The sequence below is a fragment of the Bradyrhizobium sp. 159 genome, from assembly GCF_023073795.1.
Taxonomy (GTDB): Bacteria; Pseudomonadota; Alphaproteobacteria; order Rhizobiales; family Xanthobacteraceae; genus Bradyrhizobium.
Window position 1 is genome coordinate 60,000 of record NZ_JADPKE010000066.1, and the last position, 17,154, is coordinate 77,153.

A 17,154-nucleotide genomic window follows, 5' to 3' on the forward strand; every position below is an offset into this window, starting at 1 on the left:
GATAACCGCGGTGTCTGCTGGCTCTGACATGGTGATGGAAACGACGAGCGCTGCCATCGACAAGATACGCTGCGATGCCTGTCCGGTGATGTGTTATATCAAGCCGGGTGCGGCGGGAGCTTGCGACCGCTACGCTAACCACGACGGCAAGCTCGTTCGCGTCGATCCGCACGTGATCCTGGAGCGCACCGTCTCGCATGGCGGCAAGCTGGTGCCGTTCAGCCGGACCGAAGACTGGGACGGCAAGATCGTCCACGAGCCTTCAACCTTTGTGACGGCGATCGGCGCGGGCACGACCTATCCCGACTACAAGCCGGCGCCATTCATCGTCTCCGCGGAGGTCGACGGCGTCGACATGGTGACTGTGGTCACCGAGGGCATCTTCTCCTATTGCGGCGTCAAGGTGAAGATCGACACCGATCGCTATCTCGGGCCGGAGACCGCGACCGTTCGCGCGCAAGGCGAGGCGGTGGGCCACGTCACCACCAGCGAATACGGCTCGCAGATGCTCTCGCTCGGCGGCGTGCATCATCTCACTGGCGGCTCCAAGAAAGAGGGGCGCGTCACCTGCGACACGCTGATGGATCTCGCCAATTGCAAGGCGGTCGAGCTCACCATCGACGGCGGCGCGACCGTGGTGGTGCAGGCCGGCCAGCCGCCGATCGTCAACGGCGTGAAGGAAGAGCGCATGCGGGTCGGCTGCGGCTCGGCGACGATCGGCATGTTCGCCAAGCAGTGGCATGGCAAGGTCGACGAGGTCGTCGTGGTCGATGACCACATCACTGGCGTGCTGTCGGAACATCAGGCCGGCAAGCTGCTCGACATCGCCGATACCGGCATCAAGATGAAGGGCCGGCGTTCGACGCCCGGCCGCTATTTCCAGGTCGCCGAGCCCGGCACGGGCTGGGGGGGCACCAACATCTCGGATCCGCTCTCGATTCTCGGGCCGTTTGATGCCAAGCAAGCCAAGCCCGGTCTGACCATGCTGATGGTCTCCACCACCGGCGAGCATTCGTCCTATTATGTCCTCGACGAGGCTTTGAAGCCGGTCGAGACCGAGATGCCTGATGACCTGAAGTTTTCGGTCGAGCGCATCCAGGAGAATTGCGAGCCGGCACTCTGCACGGTGCTGTTCATGGCGGGTGCCGGCGGCTCGTTGCGCGCCGGCGTCACCGACAATCCGGTGCGGCTGACGCGCTCGGTTAAGGACGCACTGACGCGCGTCACCAGCGGCGGCGCGCCGGTCTATGTCTGGCCCGGCGGAGGCATCACCTACATGGTCGACGTGACGCAGATGCCGGCGGGTGCGTTTGGCTACGTGCCGACGCCGGCGCTGGTCGCGCCAATCGAGTTCACCATGATGCTGTCGGACTATGCCGCGCTCGGCGGTCACATGGATCATGTGAAGCCGCTTTCCGAAGTGCAGAGCGGTGACGACGTCCGTCAATTGCCCTGGCAGAACCCGATCCCGGGACGTCGGGCATGACACGGCGCCCGCAAATCGCATTCCTGTCTGACGGCCGGCGGCTGCATTTGCAGGATGGACCGATTGATTTGATCGTGGAGGCGAGGGGGCCTGCGGACGAGGTGCGCGCGGCCTATGAGGCTGCAGCGTGGCGGTTCACCGGATTGTTGGATGAGCTCTGCGCGGAACTGCCGGAGCTGCGGACGGCCGCTGAGGAGCGGACTTCGCTGAAGGGCGTGGTCGCGCGGCGGATGCATGCCGCTGTGTCGCCCTACGCGGCTGATTGCTTCGTCACGCCGATGGCCGCCGTTGCTGGCAGTGTGGCGGAGGAGATCCTTGGCGCAATGCTCGGAGCCGCGACACTCAATCAAGCCTACGTCAACAATGGCGGCGACCTCGCGCTTCATCTTGGCGAAGGCGAGCATTTCTCTGTCGGTCTGATGGATCGCCCTGATGGCTCCGGCGTGATGCGGACCATGAGGGTCGATTCGGCCGACCCTGTACGCGGAATCGCGACCAGCGGACGCCACGGTCGTAGTTTTTCGCTCGGCATCGCCGACGCGGTGACGGTGTTGGCTGCAACGGCATCGCAGGCCGATGCGGCGGCCACGATCATCGCCAACGCGGTGGATCTGCCGAGACATCCGGCCATCATCCGCAAGCCCGCCAACGAGCTTCAGCCTGACAGCGATCTCGGGGCCCGTCTTGTCACCCGCGAGGTCGGCAAGTTGTCGCACAATGAGATCGCGGCCGCGCTCGAATCTGGCGCGGAATGTGCACGGCATTTATTCGATCGCGAATTGATCGAGGGTGCCGTATTGCAGCTTTGTGGTGATATGCTTGTCATCGGACCAAAAGATATCGAACGGCAACGATCGCGCCCGCCTATGCTGGAGACTGCGGTTCATGCCTGAACAGGGAAGTTACTTGAGGAAACAATCATGAACGCGATCATCCGCAAGATCGTCACCGTCCTCGAAGAGACCCAGATGGAGATGGGACGTCAGGTGTCGCCGCCGACGCGGCGCGCCGCGGCGATCGCCGTGATCGAGAATCCCTTTGCGGGGAAATATGTCGAAGACCTTTCGCCGCTCGTCGCGATTGGCGAGGAGCTGGGCGAGCTGCTATCGAAGCGCGCGGTGGCGGCGCTCGGGATCGATGGCGCAAAGGTGCAGAGCTATGGCAAGGCCGCCGCCGTCGGCGAGAACGGCGAGCTGGAGCACGCCGCCGCCATTCTTCATCCGAAGATGGGTGCGCCGGTGCGAAAAGTGCTGGGCAAGGGCGCGGCGCTGATCCCGTCGTCGAAAAAACGCAGCGGCCCGGGCACGACGCTCGATATCCCTCTGGGGCACAAGGACGCGGCTTTCGTACGCAGCCATTTCGACGGCATGGAGGTACAGATCAACGATGCACCGCGGGCCAATGAAATCATGGTCGCGGTTGCCGTCACCGACAGCGGCCGTCCACTGCCGCGCGTCGGCGGGCTGACGGTTGCGGAGATCAAGGGCGAAGACGGTTTGAGATAGCGCGTCCGGAGAACCGGGCACGGGTTCTCCGATCAGATCGTTTGCGAAAGGCAGAGAAGTTCAAAACTGGAGGTTGGGATGCGAGCAAGAAACGTTTTTGTCGGCGCGGCCTTCGCGCTTCTGGCCGGCGGCATGGCCCATTCGGCCCTGGCGCAGGACATCAAGATCGGCGAGATCAACAGCTATTCGCTGTTGCCGGCCTTCACCGAGCCTTATCGCAAGGGATGGCAGCTCGCCACCGAGGAGATCAACGCGGCCGGTGGCATCAACGGCAAGAAGCTCGTCGTCATCTCCAAGGACGATGGCGGCAAGCCGGCGGATGCGCAGACCGCTGCGAATGAGCTCGTCTCGAGCGAGGGCGTTGCGATGCTCGCGGGCACGTTCCTGTCGAACATCGGCCTCGCCGTCAGCGACTTCGCCAACCAGAAGAAGGTGTTCTTCCTCGCGGCCGAGCCGCTGACCGACGCGATCACCTGGTCGAAGGGCAACAAATACACCTTCCGCCTGCGTCCCTCCAACTACATGCAGGCGGCGATGCTGGTGGAGGCAGCCAGCAAGCTGCCGGCGAAACGCTGGGCGACGATCGCGCCGAACTACGAATACGGCCAATCGGCCGTCGCGGTGTTCAAGAAGCTGATGTCGGAAAAGCGCCCGGACATCCAGTGGGTCGACGAACAGTGGCCGCCGCAGGGCAAGATCGACGCAGGTCCGGTGGTGCAGGCGGTTGCCGCCGCCAATCCGGAAGCCATCCTCAACGTCACCTTCGGCGCCGACCTCGTCAAGCTCGTGCGCGAAGGCAACACCCGCGGCCTGTTCAAGGGGCGGGAGGTCGTCTCCTTCCTGACCGGCGAACCGGAATATCTCGATCCGCTCAAGGAGGAGACGCCGGAGGGTTGGATCGTCACCGGCTATCCCTGGTACTCGATCAAGACGCCAGAGCACGACGCGTTCCTGAAGGCCTACCAGGCCAAGTACAACGACTATCCGCGCCTCGGCTCGATCGTCGGTTATCAGACCATCAAGTCGGCAGCGGCAATCCTGGCGAAGGCCGGCTCGACCGATCCGGAGAAGCTGATCGCCGCGGCCGAAGGCCTGTCGATGCCATCGCCTTTCGGCGAGATCACCTTCCGCAAGATCGACCATCAATCGACGCTCGGTGCCTATGTCGGCAAGACCGCGCTGAAGGATGGCAAGGGTGTGATGGTGGATTCGTCCTACAAGAAGGGCGCGGACTATCTGCCCACCGATGCCGAGGTCGAGAAGCTGCGGCCGAAGGATTGATTATCTTTCCCCTCCCTCTCCCCGCTCTTCGTGGGGAGAGGTGACCTCAACCTCTACCCGGACCGCCGATGGCCTTTTACGTCGCACAGTTTCTGACCGGTCTCGCCAGCGCAGCGTCGCTATTCTTGGTGGCCTCGGGCCTGTCGATTATCTTCGGCGTGACGCGGATCGTGAATTTCGCGCATGGCGCCTTCTACATGATCGGCGCCTACATCGCCTTCACGCTCACCGAGCGACTGTCGGGTGCGTTCGGCTTCTGGGGCGGGATCGTGCTGGCGGCGCTGGCGGTGGCGATGATCGGCATCATCGTCGAGATGGTGCTGCTCCGGCGCATTTATCATGCGCCCGAATTGTTCCAGCTGCTCGCGACGTTTGGCCTGACCCTGATGGTCGAAGATCTCGTGGTGCTGATCTGGGGACCCGACGACCTCGTCGGCCGCCGCGCGCCCGGCTTCAAGGGCGCGATCGATTTTTTCGGCCAGAACATTCCGAGCTATGACCTATTCCTGATCGTGCTCGGACCCGTCGTGCTCGGCATTCTCTGGCTGCTGTTTCAGCGCACGCGCTGGGGCGTGCTGGTGCGCGCCGCAACGCAGGACCGCGACATGGTCGCCGCGCTCGGCGTCAATCAGAAATGGCTGTTCACCTCCGTGTTCGCAGTCGGCGTCTTCCTCGCCGCTCTCGGCGGCGCGCTTCAGATCCCGCGCGATGCCGTGCATCACGCCATGGATCTCCGGATCATCGTCGAGGTCTTCGTCGTGGTCGTGATCGGCGGCCTTGGCAGTATCGTCGGCGCGTTCGTTGCGGCGGTGCTGGTGTCCGAACTCAACGCCTTCGGCATCCTGATCTTTCCAAAGATCTCCATCATTCTGGTCTTCCTGGTGATGGCAGTGGTGCTGATCGTGCGGCCCTGGGGCCTGTTCGGCAGGCCCGAGGCGGCTGCGCGCAAGACGCCGGGCCTCACCGTCAATCCCTGGCGGCCATTGACGCCGAATGAACGGCTGGCTGCACTTGCCGCGCTCGTCATCGCAGCGACGCTGCCGCTGTTCGCCGGCAATTACGCGCTGACGGTCGGCTCGGAGATCGCGATCTTCGTCATCTTTGCCGTCAGCCTGCATTTCTTGATGTCGGTCGGCGGGCTCGCATCGTTCGGCCATGCCGCCTATTTCGGGCTTGGCGCCTATGGCATTGCCTTCCTCGCCAAGATGGCGGGGCTGCCGATGATCGTGTGTCTGTTGCTCGGCCCGCTGCTCGGCTGCCTGGGCGCGGCCGTGTTCGGCTTCTTCGCGGTGCAGCTCTCCGGCGTCTACTTCGCGATGCTGACGCTCGCCTTCGCGCAGATCGTGTGGTCGATCGCATTTCAGTGGGTGGACGTGACAGGCGGTGACAACGGCATTCTGGGCCTGTGGCCGTCGAGCTGGGCCGCGAGCCCACCGCATTTCTACTGGCTCGCGCTCGGCGTCGCGGCGCTCGTCACGATCGCGCTTCGAGCCATGGTGTTCTCGCCGTTCGGCTATGCGCTCCGAGCAACGCGTGACTCGACGCTGCGCAGCGAAGCGATCGGCATCGACGCGAAGCGCATCCGGTGGACGGCCTTTGTCATCGCAGGAACCACCGCTGGGATCGGCGGCGCCCTGTTCGCCTACCTCAAGGGCAGCGTCTTCCCCGACAATCTCGGCATTTCGCTGTCGGTCGATGCGCTGGTCATGGTGCTGCTCGGCGGCGTCGAAACGGTGTCGGGCGCGGTGATCGGCGCCATCGTCTACAAGGCTTTGAACATCTGGCTGATCAGCCAGACCGACTTGTCGAAGCTTGTGCTCGGCGGCTTCATCATGCTGATCGTCGTCGTCTTCCCCAAGGGAATCGTTGGCATGCTCGAGATGCTGGCGCAGCGCCGTAAGAAAGCATCGCCGCCGGCATCTCCCTTGCTTGCTAAGCCGATCGAGTCCGCCGAATGAGCGTCGCACCCCCACTTCTCGCGGTCGAAGGCCTGACCAAATCCTATGGCGGCATTCATGCCGTGCGCGGCGTGTCGTTCTCGTTGCGTGCAGGCGAGATTCTGGCGCTGATCGGCCCGAACGGGGCCGGCAAGAGCACCTGCTTCGACATGCTCAACGGCCAGAACAAGCCGGACTCCGGGCATGTCCGCCTATTAGGTGAAGAGATCACCGGCAGGAAACCGCGCGAAGTTTGGCGGCTCGGCGTCGGGCGCACGTTCCAGATCACCGCGACCTTCGCCACCATGAGCGTGCGCGAGAACGTGCAGGTCGCGTTGATATCGCACGGAAAGCAGCTGTTCAATCTGTTCGGCTCGGCGCCGAAGTTCGACCGCGGCGAAGCCGGTCGGCTGCTCGAGCTGGTCGGCATGGGCGGCTACGCTGATCGCCCCTGCGGCGAGCTCGCCTATGGCGACCTCAAGCGTCTCGAGCTTGCGGTGGCGCTCGCCAACCAGCCAAAGCTGCTCTTGATGGACGAGCCGACCGCGGGCATGGCGCCGCGCGAGCGCGTCGACCTGATGCGGCTGACCGCGCAGATCGCGCGGGAGAAATCGATCGGCGTGCTCTTCACCGAGCACGACATGGACGTCGTGTTCGAACATGCCGACCGCATCATCGTGCTCAACCGCGGCGCGCTGATCGCCGAGGGCTCGCCGGCCGAAGTGCGCGGCAATCCGCAGGTGCAGGCGGTCTATCTCGGCGAAGGCCTCGTCTATGATGCCCGCCATCGCGAGGGAGCCTCGGCATGAAGCTGAAGGTCGAAGGGCTTAACAGCCATTATGGCCCGGCGCATATCCTGTTCGACATCGGCTTCGAGGTCGGTGAGGGCGAGGTCGTCGCACTGCTCGGGCGCAACGGCGCGGGTAAGTCGACGACGTTCCGCTCCATCGTCGGCCTCGTCGCGCAGCGAACCGGCCGCATCATGTTCGAGGGCAAGGATGTCTCGGTGCGTCCGACGCACGAGATCGTCCGCGAGGGCCTGGGCTATGTGCCGGAGGAGCGGCGCATCTTCACAGACCTGACCGTTGAGGAAAATCTCGAGGTCGGCCGCCAGCCCAAGCGTCCGAACGCGCCGCACTGGACGCGCGAAAAACTGTTCGCGCTGTTTCCAAACTTGGGTGAGATGAAGAATCGCTCCGGCGGACGCATGAGCGGCGGCGAGCAGCAGATGCTCACCATTGCGCGCACGCTGATGGGCAATCCGTCGCTGGTGCTGCTGGACGAGCCTTCGGAGGGCCTGTCGCCGAAGATCGTGGAGCAGATGGTCGATGCCATCCTGACCATGAAGAAAGAGGGCGTCAGCATCGTCGTCTCCGAGCAGAATCTGCATTTCGCGCGGCTGATTTCCGATCGCGCCTACATCATCGAGCGCGGCCGCATTTGCTTCGGCGGCACCATGGCCGAACTCGACGCGCGTCCGGATATCCGCGACGCGCATCTGTCGTTGTGAGGGTGGGGAACGGATGGCGAGAAGCGTTACGGCGAAGAAAAGCGTCAAACCGGCAAAACCGCCTTACGTGCTCGACGAGCAGGTCGGCTTCATCCTGCGCCAGGTCTGGCAACGCCACAGCTCAATCTTCTCGCGCGATATCGGCACCAATTTGACGCCGACGCAATGGGCAGCGCTGTCGAAGCTCGCTGAGACCGGGCCGTGCTCGCAGAACCAGCTCGGACGTCTCACGGCGATGGACGTCGCGACCATCAAGGGCGTGATCGACCGCCTGACGGCGCGCGGCTTGACCGAGACGAGCCAGGATCCGGAAGACGGACGCCGCTTGCTGGTCAGCCTGACGCGCGCGGGTCAGCAGCTTGCGGAGAGGCTAGCGCCGAACGCGCTCGCGATCACCCGCGAGACGCTCGCGCCGCTGGATGCAAAAGAGCGCGAAACGCTGATGGCGCTGCTGAACAAGCTGCGGTGATCGTTTCCGTCATTCCGGGGCACGCGCATTGCGCGTGAACTCGGAAACCCGACGCTGTTGTGCGAGAGTCCGGGTTTGCGCTCACGCGCGCCCCGGAATGACGGCCACTGCCGTCACTTCGTCACCAGCTCCGGCACCTTGCCCGCCGGCGGGGTATTGCGGCTGCGCTGGGTGCGCACGATGCCGTCGATGATGGTCATGCCGATGCCGGGGAGGTCGCCGAGCTGCACGCTCTCCAGAATGGTCTTGCCCGGCGAGTGCTGCGCCTTGTCCATGATGACGAAGTCGGCGGAGCGGCCGACCTCGATCAGGCCGCAATCGAGCTCGCGCATGCGCGCGGTGTTGCCGGTGGCAAGACAGAAGGCGATCTCGGCCGGCAGCTCGCCGAGCGAGGACAGCATCGACACCATGCGCAAAATGCCGAGCGGCTGCACGCCGGAGCCGGCCGGCGCGTCGGTGCCGAGGATGACGCGGTGCAGATCGCCCATCTCGCGCGCGGTGCGCAGCGTGAACAAAGCCGAGCGCTCGTTGCCGTTGTGCACGAGCTCGAGGCCGCGCTTGCAGCCCTCACAGATGCAGCGGATCTGGTCGTCGGGGAGCGCCGTGTGGCCGCCATTGATGTGGCCGACCACGTCGGTGTCGGCTTCCAGCACCACGTCCTTGTCGATCAGGCCGGAGCCGGGGATCGAGGGGCCGCCGGTGTGGATGGTGCTCTGGATGCCGTATTTGCGCGCCCAGCCGACCATCTTGCGTGCCGTCGGGCCGTCCTTGACGCCACCGAGACCGACTTCGCCGAGCAGCTTGACGCCATTGGCGGCCATCTCCTTGAAATCCTCTTCGACCATCTCGCATTCGATCACCGGCGCGCCGGCGTGAACCTTCACGCCGCCGGGGCGCAAGGTCCAGAACGCGCGCTGGGCGAACACCGCCATCGCCTTGAGGCCGACGACGTCGCGGGGGCGGCCGGGCGTGTGCACTTCGCCGGCCGAGATCATGGTGGTGACGCCGCCATGGAGGTAGCTGTCGATCCAGTTGATCTGGTTCTGCCGCGGCGTCCAGTCGCCCGCAACAGGGTGGACGTGGCTGTCGATCAGGCCCGGCGCGACCGTGGTGCCGTGGGCGTCGACGATCGTGGTCGCGCCTTCCGTGTCGACGTCCTTGAATCGGCCGATGGCGGTGATCTTGCCGTTCTCGGCAACGATGGTGTCGCCGTCCAGGATCGGCTTTTCCAGGGCGCCGGACAGGATCAAGCCGATATTCCGGATCACGAGCTTCGAGGGTCCGGTGGCCTGGGGTGTGTCATGCGCCATGGAAGGGGCTCCTTATTCCTAGCTGCAATGCTTTCGATCTTGGGCAGCCTTGACCGCGGGATCAAGCCAGATTATTCATTAGTATACGAATGATTGTGTACAAACGACGCATAGCTGCCCGCCTCGGAACTGCGTTGGAAGCGACAGGGAAGGTGTGATGAGCAATTACAATCAGGAAAGTGTTTTGAGCGTCCACCACTGGACGGACACGCTGTTCTCCTTCAAGACCACCCGCAGCCCGACCTTCCGTTTCCGCAACGGCGAATTCACCATGATCGGCCTCAAGGTCGGCGAGAAGCCCTTGCTACGGGCCTACAGCGTCGCCAGCGCCAATTACGAGGACACGCTGGAGTTCTTCTCGATCAAGGTGTCGGATGGTCCGCTGACCTCGCGGCTTCAGCATTTGAAGGCAGGCGACGAGATCATCATCAGCCGCAAGGCCACCGGCACGCTGGTGATCGACAACCTGGAAGAGGGCCGCAACCTCTACCTCATCGGCACCGGCACGGGTCTCGCGCCGTTCCTGAGCGTGATCAAGGATCCTGAAACCTACGAGCGCTTCGAGAAAGTGGTGCTGCTGCACGGCTGCCGGCATGTCAACGAGCTCGCCTATGGCGAGATGATCACCGAGACGCTGCCGAAGGACGAACTGATCGGCGAATACATCCGCAATCAACTGATCTACTATCCGACCGTCACGCGCGATCCGTTCCGCAATCGCGGCCGCATCACCGACCTCATCACCTCGGGCAAGCTGTTCAGCGACATCGGTCTCCCGGCGCTGGAAGCTGCCCACGACCGCGTCATGATCTGCGGCAGTCCGGCCCTGGTCGCGGACACGCGCGTGCTGCTGGGTGAACGCGGCCTCATGGAGGGCAATCACGGCGAGCCGGCCCAGTTCGTGGTCGAAAAGGCCTTTGCCGAGCGTTAAAGCCCATTTCCGTTCCGATGCGCATCGGAACGGGGCTCCAGATTCTTATTTTGACGCGTTTTCTTTACGAGGACCGGTATCGACCTCCCTCGAAAACGTTCTAGGCCCGTAATTCCTGCCCAATAAGGTCGCATTTTCGCCGCCGGGCGCCCGTTGCGGCGTCGATTCGGCGCACGATACTATGTGGGAGCGAATCAGCGGAGTTCCCACATGGTTGCGGACAGCGACAGCAACATCGCCTGGCACCGGGTCCAGTTGAAGAAGAACCGCGCCGAGTTGAAGGCGCTGGAGACCGCGCGCTTCACGATGGGCGAGATCGCCTCGTCGAAGCGGAACGGTCAATCCGAGAAGACCATCGCGGAACTCAAGCGCAAGATCGCGCAGTCCGAGCGCGTGATCGCCGATCGCGATAAGCGCACGCGCCGACCGCTCGCGACCGACCTGCAAAGCCTCAGCAATGGCAGCTGGAGCCATTGGGACGCCTACACGCAGCAGCGCAAGACCGGGCAGCGATCTCCGGGACGGGGGTAGGCGTGTCTCTCGACACCTGCGACTGAAGCGGAGGGCGCGCTCCACCCTTGCACGGCCCGCGCCGTGCACCATCTCGGTGAGACGCCAGCAATCACTCCGGTGAACCCATGACAGCGCGCCTCGATTTCACCAGCGAGGCCTTCTTTCGCGATCCGCCCAAGGCGATTGCGACGCTGCGCATGTCTGGCCCCGTGGTCGCGACGCGATTTCCTCTCATCGGCGACGTCTGGATTACCACAACCCATGACGCCACCGCGCAGGTCCTGAAGGACGGCGCGACGTTCACGTTCCGAAGGGAGGATGGCGACGTCGCTGGTCTGCGCTGGTGGATGCCGAGATACGTCAAGACCATCGCCAACAACATGCTGACGATGGACGAGCCGGATCACACGAGGCTCCGCGGCATCGTGGACGAGGCCTTTCGTCGGCGCGCCATCGTCGCGATGGAGCCGCGCATCCGTACTATTGCCGACGGTCTCGCCGACGAGCTCTTTGCGAACGGAAGCCCGGCCGATCTGGTTCAGCGCTACGCGCGTATCCTGCCGCTTGCGGTGATCTCCGAACTCCTGGGCCTGCCTCCGGCCGACCGTCCGAGATTCATCGCCTGGGCCAACACGATGTCCTCGCTGACCAATGTGGTCAGCTTTTTCCGGCTGCTGTTCGCGTTCCGCAAGATGCGTGCCTACCTCGAGCGGCAGTTGCAGATTGCACGTGTGCAAGGCGGCGAAGGCCTGATCGCAGAGCTGGTTCAGGTCGAGCGCGAGGGCGGCCAGATCACGCCGGACGAAATGGTTTCGATGGTCTTTCTGCTGCTTGCGGCCGGATCGGAGACCACCACGCATCTCATCAGCGGCTCGGCGTACGAACTGCTCCGGAATCCCGGGTTGCGCCATTGGCTCGAAGAGGACTGGAGTCGCGTCGGGCTTGCCGTCGAAGAGTTCCTGCGCTTCGTCTCGCCAGTGCAATTCTCAAAGCCGCGCTATGTGCGGCGGGATCTCGACGTCGAAGGCGTGCGCCTGAAGAAGGGCGATCGCGTCATGGCGATGCTCGCCGCGGCGAACATGGATCCTACGGTGCACAATCGTCCGGAACGCCTCGATCTCGCGCGCAGGCCGAACCGGCACATCTCGTTCGGGACGGGGATCCATTTCTGCCTCGGCCACCAGCTCGCGCGCATTGAGGCGGCGTGCGCGCTCGAAGCGCTGTTCGTACGATGGCCAAAGCTTGGCTTGGCCGTCGATCCGGCAGAGGTCCGCTGGCGCAGGCGGCCGGGTTTGCGTGCGATTGCGAAACTTCCCGTCTCAACTGAGGGCCGCGGAACAGAGGCGCGCGCGGAGCTATGATTGATCGTTCCCTCACCGCGGCGGGCTCAGTCGGCGATCTTTCGGAAAATCTTTGCCGAACGTGATCAGTCAGGAACGGTGTGCCGCTGGTCCTGTTGTCATCAGGACCTCGAACGCGGCGACGAGTTCCTTGGCCGCATCGCAGGTCACCGTCTTAACGGAGACAAGATCATGGCCAGCAAGATGCCACCTGTTCCACCGGATAATCAGAGCCCGAAGGGAACTGGCGACGCCAAGCAAGTGTCGGCGGATCGGACCCCGCACGGCCAACGGCGCGTGGAAAATCCGGACCAGCAGGGACAGCAGGGCAACATCAAGCAGAACACGACCAATCAAGGCTATCAGCAAGATCGGTGAGGAGGACGACGTTCATGTCGACATCCATCAAGACACCAAACAGCATTCGTCAGGGCGGACCTGGCGCTTCGCACGAGAATGCGAAGGCCCCGCTGGAAGTGAAGAAACCGCCGGCGGACGATTTGCAGCGCAGTCACAGCCGGATCTCCGGCGGAGGCGGCGAGCGCGATTCCCATCACAGACACGATGAAGCCGGAAAGGGCGGAGGCAGGTAGCTCATGAGCAGCAAGCAACCCAAGTTGTACATGCCTAGCGAGAAGGACATGCGCGAAAATCCCCTGATCGGAGGATCAAAGGGAGCGACAATGGCGGGTGCGTCACCCGACGATCTCGAAGATGCTCTCGGTGAGAACACAATCGAGGGCGATCGCGAGAATGATGTGGGCGTCGGCGGCGGCATCGACAAGGACGTCGCACATGGCGGCGCGCACCGAAGGCGCCGGTAGTCCGGAGAACAGCAATGCAAGGCAAAAAGACCCACGAGCAGCAGGTTCGCATTCTCGAGCGCAAGCCCGATGTTCCCGACGCGCGGGAGCTCGATCAGGCTATCGGCCATAATGCCGAGGACGCTGCTGTTCATCGCGCGCGCTCGGAAGCCAGGCACAGCGAATACGCAGTAAGTCGCGGCGGCCTCAATCAGGAGAGCGATCACAACAAGCACAATGATTCCGGCCAGAGCGGCCACAAGCCGCCGAAGCCAATGCCGGCGCAACAAAAGCACTAAGTCTTCGGAAGATCACTGCAAGAGGAGAAACCGATGCCAGCAGGGCACGGCAGCAAGACGCACTTCAGATCGGGAATGCATGGCAAGGGCGATGGCACTGGCGCCATGGCCGAAATCCCGAAGGACAAGATCGGCGACAACATGGTGCTGTCAAACCGCGACAAGGCACAGCATTCGGACATCCGCGGCATGGATGGCAAGTTCATCCAGACCGAGCAGTATCAGGACCATGCAGCCAACCGGCTCGACGATGAGCCGGAGACCGAGACCTGAGAAGTGGCGTTCCTCCCGACCAACTCGCGGACCGGTTTCAGCCGGTCCGCTTTTTGGTCGGTGTCAGATCGCGCTCCCAGCCGAACACGGATCGGCCGTCGAGGTCGGGCGAGGCAGCACGCTCGCCGGCGATGTAGGCCTCGACCGAGGGGCCCTGTGCGGTCCGCTCCAACCGCCGCGCCTGGTCGTCGAGGCGCTTGATCGCCTGCATTTCTTCCTCGCGTCCCAGCTTGGCGTTCTGAATCGCGCCCTTCAGCACTTGGATAGTTTCGTCATAGACCTTGATTGGAACGGGATAGGGATGCCGGTCCTTGCCGCCATGGGCGAGCGAAAAGCGCGCGGGATCGTTGAAACGATAGGGTGCGCCGTGCACGACCTCGGCGACCATCGCAAGTGAGTGCACGGTGCGCGCACCGACGCCGGGCGTCAGCAACAGCTCCGGGAAATCGACCGGGCCGCGCTCGGCCGCCGCGGCCAGCGTGCCGTGCAGGCGTCGTGCGAACACGTCCTTGGGGCGAACGTCGTGATGCGCGGGCATGATCAGATGCGGCAGTATGGCCTGCGCCGGCTCGAGGCCGGTGAGTCGTTCGAACTCGGAGACAATGCGATCCGGGCCAAGACCTCTCAACAGCTCGAGCTGCGCGGTGCGCGAGATATCGGCGCGATGGTCGGTGAGGTTGACGATCTCGCCTTGCTTGGGACCGTCGATCGCAGTGTGGGGCGTATCGACAAAACTCTTCAGCGCCTCGGAATGCCAGTGGTAGCGGCGGGCCTGCCGCTTGTCGCCGTTCATGCCCTGCTGCACCACCGTCCATTTGCCCTCTGCGGTGACGAAGAACCCATGGAGATAGAGGTCGAAGCCGTCTTGCACAGCCGCGCTGTCGACCTTCGCCACCAGGCGGCTGGCACGCGTCAGCATTGCGCCGTCCAAGCCGACACGCTCGCCAAGCTGCAACAGCTCGTCCGGCGTCTTGCGTGAATGCTGGCCGCGGCCGCCACAGACATAGATGCCGAGCTCGTCCTGGAGCGGTCCGAGTCCACGCTTCAGGGCGCCGATCACGGAGGTCGTGATGCCGGAGGAGTGCCAGTCCATCCCCATCACGGCGCCAAACGACTGGAACCAGAACGGATGCGACAGCCGCTGCATGAACGCGTCGCGTCCGTAATGATGCACGATCGCCTGAGTGACGATTGCGCCCAACGAAGCCATGCGGCTTGCCAGCCACGGCGGAACACGTCCGGTGTGCAAGGGAAGATCGGCGCTGCCGCTACGTCGGGTCATGGGCGCCCTAAATTAGCTCAGTTCGGCAGCGGTTGCACCAGCGGAATGCTGCGTTGCACGAGATAGGGGAGCGAAGCTGGGCGGCAGGCGTTGAGCGCTGACGCGTACGTAAGGACAGGGACAGCAATGAATTGGCAGACCCTTATGGCCGACATCGACAGGATGTTCGGCTGGATACCGTCATGGTTCATCGGCCTCGGCTTGGTCGCCGGCGCGATGATGCTCGCTCTGTCGTTCTATCGGTTCGCTGTTTGGCTGCTCAATCGCGCTTTCGGAACCCGGCTTCCGCTCCTGAGTGTGTTCATCGAGCGCACGTCCGGCCCGGCCCAGCTGGCGCTGTGTCTGGCTGCCGTGGCACTGGTCCTGCCACTTGCGCCGCTCGACGATACGATCCGCACGCCGCTGATGCGCCTGTTCGTCGTCGCCGTCATCGCCTTGATCGGCTGGATATCGATCCGGATCGTCGACATGAGTGCGGCGCGATACTTGCAGAACTTTCGCGACGTCACCGAGAATTTCATCGCGCGCAAGCAAGTCACGCAAGTCCGCGTGTTCAAGCGTGTCACCGACACCATCATCGTTATCATCACAGTCTCCACCGCGCTGATGACGTTCGACTCGGTGAGGCAATATGGCGTCAGCCTTTTCGCCTCCGCCGGTGCCGCCGGTATCATCGTCGGTCTTGCCGCGCGGCCGCTGCTGAGCAATCTGATCGCGGGCTTGCAGATCGCCATCACCCAGCCGATCCGCATCGAGGATGCCGTGATCATCGAGAACGAGTGGGGATGGGTCGAGGACATCGCCTCGACCTATGTCGTGATCCGGCTGTGGGATTGGCGCCGTATGGTGGTGCCGCTGTCCTATTTCATCGAAAAGCCGTTCCAGAACTGGACGCGCGACACCGCCTCGCTGATCGGAGTGGTCGGGCTCCATGTCGATTACCGTGCCGATGTGGCGCGCATCAGGCGCTGGCTGGAGGAGGCGGTGAAGCAGTCCAAGCTCTGGGACGGCGCCGTGGTCAATCTCCAGGTGATCGACGCAGATTCGCGCACCATCGAGCTTCGCGCGCTGGTCAGCGCGCGCAATGCGCCGCAATCCTGGGACCTGCGCTGCGAGGTCAGAGAGAAGCTCGTGGCCTTCATCCGCGACGAGATGCCGGAGGCACTGCCGCGCGAGCGTGCGATCCTGATCCCCTCGGGTGACGATGATGCCGATTTGCCGCGGCGCCCCGCGCCGCCGGAGAAAATGCGGGCGAGGGCCCATAACTGAACGGCGCGTCCCTTCTTGCTGGGCGGAGGCTGGCCACTCGCGCGTCTTCGCCGTCGGGGCGCGCGGGCGTGCTGAGCAGGGCGCTGCCCGAGGCGCCTAGTGCGATTCTCGTGCGAACAGCCTCACTGGGCGCGGATGTTGGCGGCCTTCAGCAACGGCTCCCACTTCGTCGCCTCGGCATGCATATAGGCGTCAAAGTCCTTGGCGGAGGAGCCGACCGGGGTGGCGCCGATCTTGCCGAGCGTCGACAGGACGCTCGGATCCTGCAGCGCCGCCTTCAGGTCGGTTTCGAGCTTGGCGACGATCTCCGGCGGCATCTTCGCCGGACCGAGCAGGCCCCACCAGACCGAGACGTCGTAGCCGGGCACGCCGGCTTCCGTGACGGTCGGAACATCCGGCAGCGCCTTGGAGCGCTCGGCCGAGGTCACCGCGAGTGCGCGCACCGGCCCGCCTTCGAGCTGGCCGATCGCTTCCGCGAGCGGATTGATGCTGAGCGGAATCTCGCCGGCGATCACCGCCGTCAGCGCCGGTGCGCCGCCCTTGTAAGGGATCGCCACGATCTTGCTGCCCGACATGTATTTGAGCAGTTCGCCGGCCAGATGCGCCGAGGTGCCGTTGCCGGACATGCCATAGGAGAGCTTGTCCGGCTCCTTCTTCGCCGCAGTGAAGAGATCGCCAAGCGTCTTGTAGGGGCTGTCCTTGGCGACGACGATCGCGAGCGGCGAGGAAGCGATCTCGGTGATCGCGGTAAAATCCTTGAACGTGTCGTAGGGCACGCTCGGATAGATGAACTGATTGAGAGGATGACCGCTCGCGACCAGGATCAACGTGTATCCGTCCGGCGCGGCTTTCAATTACCCACATTTAGCCGAGGGGGCTGAGGGAGCGCACCAACTATTGCATCGCAGGAATCGACCGTGATTCCTTGTCTGGCACCGATTCGCAG

Annotated in this window: 18 protein-coding genes and 1 pseudogene; 16 read left to right on the forward strand and 3 right to left on the reverse strand. The window is 63.8% G+C overall.

The window, feature by feature from the left end; genetic code table 11:
* Positions 1-28 precede the first annotated feature (28 nt).
* The 8 genes from IVA96_RS18275 (at position 29) to IVA96_RS18310 (ending at position 8,188) form a co-directional block, all read left to right on the forward strand.
* Positions 29-1,486: a 6-hydroxynicotinate reductase gene (locus IVA96_RS18275; RefSeq protein WP_247276972.1), complete on the forward strand. Its 1,458-nt coding sequence runs from the start codon at positions 29-31 to the stop codon at positions 1,484-1,486.
* Positions 1,483-2,379: a UPF0280 family protein gene (locus IVA96_RS18280; RefSeq protein WP_247276845.1), complete on the forward strand. Its 897-nt coding sequence runs from the start codon at positions 1,483-1,485 to the stop codon at positions 2,377-2,379. Before IVA96_RS18275 ends, IVA96_RS18280 begins: the two co-directional genes overlap by 4 nt.
* 27 nt (positions 2,380-2,406) lie before the next feature.
* Positions 2,407-2,991: an amino acid synthesis family protein gene (locus tag IVA96_RS18285; protein ID WP_247276846.1), complete on the forward strand. Its 585-nt coding sequence runs from the start codon at positions 2,407-2,409 to the stop codon at positions 2,989-2,991.
* A 78-nt stretch (positions 2,992-3,069) separates the two neighbouring features.
* Positions 3,070-4,272: an ABC transporter substrate-binding protein gene (locus IVA96_RS18290; RefSeq protein ID WP_247276847.1), complete on the forward strand. Its 1,203-nt coding sequence runs from the start codon at positions 3,070-3,072 to the stop codon at positions 4,270-4,272.
* A 68-nt stretch (positions 4,273-4,340) separates the two neighbouring features.
* The gene (locus IVA96_RS18295) at positions 4,341-6,230 is read left to right on the forward strand and encodes an ABC transporter permease (RefSeq protein ID WP_247276848.1); all 1,890 of its coding nucleotides are present in this window, start codon (positions 4,341-4,343) and stop codon (positions 6,228-6,230) included.
* Positions 6,227-7,018 carry an ABC transporter ATP-binding protein gene (locus IVA96_RS18300; protein WP_247276849.1) on the forward strand — a complete coding sequence of 264 codons (792 nt, stop codon included), beginning with the start codon at positions 6,227-6,229 and terminating at the stop codon, positions 7,016-7,018. The genes IVA96_RS18295 and IVA96_RS18300 overlap by 4 nt, the downstream gene beginning before the upstream one ends.
* A complete protein-coding gene (locus IVA96_RS18305; RefSeq protein WP_247276850.1) occupies positions 7,015-7,719 on the forward strand; it encodes an ABC transporter ATP-binding protein in 705 nt (234 codons plus the stop codon). The genes IVA96_RS18300 and IVA96_RS18305 overlap by 4 nt, the downstream gene beginning before the upstream one ends.
* Before the next feature lie 13 nt (positions 7,720-7,732).
* Positions 7,733-8,188 (forward strand): MarR family transcriptional regulator, encoded by a 456-nt coding sequence (locus IVA96_RS18310; RefSeq protein WP_247276851.1) that lies wholly within the window; start codon positions 7,733-7,735, stop codon positions 8,186-8,188.
* Positions 8,189-8,301: 113 nt separating this feature from the next.
* Here the strand turns inward: IVA96_RS18310 and IVA96_RS18315 are convergent, their stop codons facing one another.
* Positions 8,302-9,498: an amidohydrolase family protein gene (locus tag IVA96_RS18315; protein WP_247276852.1), complete on the reverse strand. Its 1,197-nt coding sequence runs from the start codon at positions 9,496-9,498 to the stop codon at positions 8,302-8,304.
* A gap of 157 nt (positions 9,499-9,655) precedes the next feature.
* On the opposite strand from IVA96_RS18315, the gene IVA96_RS18320 reads away from it, so the two are divergent.
* The 7 genes from IVA96_RS18320 to IVA96_RS18350 all read left to right on the forward strand — a co-directional run bounded on the left by IVA96_RS18320 (position 9,656) and on the right by IVA96_RS18350 (position 13,657).
* Positions 9,656-10,429: a ferredoxin--NADP reductase gene (locus tag IVA96_RS18320; RefSeq protein ID WP_247276853.1), complete on the forward strand. Its 774-nt coding sequence runs from the start codon at positions 9,656-9,658 to the stop codon at positions 10,427-10,429.
* A 210-nt stretch (positions 10,430-10,639) separates the two neighbouring features.
* Positions 10,640-10,960 (forward strand): hypothetical protein, encoded by a 321-nt coding sequence (locus tag IVA96_RS18325; RefSeq protein ID WP_247276854.1) that lies wholly within the window; start codon positions 10,640-10,642, stop codon positions 10,958-10,960.
* Positions 10,961-11,067: 107 nt separating this feature from the next.
* Positions 11,068-12,303, forward strand: coding sequence for a cytochrome P450 (locus tag IVA96_RS18330; protein ID WP_247418509.1), 1,236 nt, complete (start codon positions 11,068-11,070; stop codon positions 12,301-12,303).
* Positions 12,304-12,474: 171 nt separating this feature from the next.
* Positions 12,475-12,660 (forward strand): hypothetical protein, encoded by a 186-nt coding sequence (locus tag IVA96_RS18335; protein ID WP_247276973.1) that lies wholly within the window; start codon positions 12,475-12,477, stop codon positions 12,658-12,660.
* A 14-nt stretch (positions 12,661-12,674) separates the two neighbouring features.
* The gene (locus tag IVA96_RS18340) at positions 12,675-12,875 is read left to right on the forward strand and encodes a hypothetical protein (protein ID WP_247276856.1); all 201 of its coding nucleotides are present in this window, start codon (positions 12,675-12,677) and stop codon (positions 12,873-12,875) included.
* A 245-nt stretch (positions 12,876-13,120) separates the two neighbouring features.
* Entirely contained in the window at positions 13,121-13,384 is a 264-nt protein-coding gene (locus IVA96_RS18345) for a hypothetical protein (protein ID WP_247276857.1), read from the forward strand.
* A gap of 33 nt (positions 13,385-13,417) precedes the next feature.
* A complete protein-coding gene (locus IVA96_RS18350) occupies positions 13,418-13,657 on the forward strand; it encodes a hypothetical protein (protein ID WP_247276858.1) in 240 nt (79 codons plus the stop codon).
* A gap of 37 nt (positions 13,658-13,694) precedes the next feature.
* On the opposite strand, the gene IVA96_RS18355 is transcribed toward IVA96_RS18350, so the two are convergent.
* Entirely contained in the window at positions 13,695-14,939 is a 1,245-nt protein-coding gene (locus tag IVA96_RS18355; RefSeq protein WP_247276859.1) for a DUF763 domain-containing protein, read from the reverse strand.
* 126 nt (positions 14,940-15,065) lie between these two features.
* Between IVA96_RS18355 and IVA96_RS18360 the strand changes: the two genes are divergently transcribed.
* Complete coding sequence (locus tag IVA96_RS18360) at positions 15,066-16,208, forward strand: mechanosensitive ion channel family protein (protein WP_247418515.1); 1,143 nt, start codon at positions 15,066-15,068, stop codon at positions 16,206-16,208.
* A gap of 122 nt (positions 16,209-16,330) precedes the next feature.
* Here IVA96_RS18360 and IVA96_RS18365 read toward each other — a convergent pair.
* Positions 16,331-17,059, reverse strand: a pseudogene (locus tag IVA96_RS18365) (tripartite tricarboxylate transporter substrate-binding protein); the annotation flags it as partial.
* Between the last annotated feature and the right edge of the window lie 95 nt (positions 17,060-17,154).